We start from the raw sequence: 1002 nt of genomic DNA, 5'->3' as shown, positions 1-1002 counted from the left end.
CCCGCTGCTTGAGCCGGCCGCCGGGCCGCGCGCCGTCCGGGGCGCGGCGGCGCAGCAGGAGCAGCGCCACGTCGTCGCCGCCGCCGCGTTCCCCGGCCACGTCGATGAGCCGGTCGGCGAGGTCGCGTACGTCGTCGGGGCCTGCGGCGACCAACGCCGAGAGGGCCTTCATCCCGTCGTCGAGGTCGGAGCCGGGCTGCTCGACCAGGCCGTCGGTGCACAGCAGCAGGGTGTCGCCGGGATCGAGCTCCATCGTGCCGACCGGGTAGTCGAGCCGCCCGAACTCCGCGGACAGGCCGAGCGGCAGCCCGCCGGGGACGAGGACGCGCCGGCAGGAGCCGTCGGTGCGGCGCACCAGCGGGTCGAGGTGGCCGGCCCGGACCACCTGGAGCACACCGGTGGACAGGTCGGCCTCGGCGTAGAGGCAGGTCGCGGAACGGTCGGTGTCGAGCTCGTGCAGGAAGACCGAGGCGCGGGCCATCACGGTGGGCGGCGGGTGGCCCTCGGCCGCGTAGGCGCGCAGCACGATGCGCAGCTGGCCCATGACGGCGGCGGCGTGCGTGTCGTGGCCCTGGACGTCGCCGATGACGGCGCCCACCCGGCCTCCCGGCAGCGGGATCAGGTCGTACCAGTCGCCGCCGATGTCCCTGCCGAAGGAGCCGCCGATGGTGGCGGCGCGGTAGCGCACGGCGAGGTCGGCGCCGGGCACGCTGGGGATGGTGCGCGGCAGCATGGCCTGCTGCAGCCCCCGGGCGAGGTCCATCTCCTGCTCGTAGAACATCGCGCGCTGCAGGCTCTGGGAGATGCTGCTGCCCAGGGCGACGAGGACGTTGCGCTCCTCGGCGGTGAAGCCGCGCCGGTCGCTGTAGAGCAGCCCCATCGCACCGATGGGACGGGCCTGGACGATCAGCGGCAGATAGGCCGCCGAGGTGATGTTCAGCCCGGTGATGCCCTGCCACAGCCCCGGATAGCGCTCGGCGAACTCCTCCGGTGACTCGATGA

1 protein-coding gene is annotated in these 1002 nt (G+C 74.3%); it reads right to left on the bottom strand.

All coding sequences use genetic code 11. The features are described 5' to 3' along the window. On the bottom strand, positions 1–1002 hold a 1002-nt coding region (locus B7767_RS29390; protein WP_179167336.1), incomplete at both ends, for a PP2C family protein-serine/threonine phosphatase.

It is taken from the genome of Streptomyces sp. 13-12-16 (assembly GCF_002114215.1).
In the GTDB taxonomy this organism is placed as follows: domain Bacteria; phylum Actinomycetota; class Actinomycetes; order Streptomycetales; family Streptomycetaceae; genus Streptomyces.
This window is presented reverse-complemented; position numbering and strand designations above follow the sequence as displayed.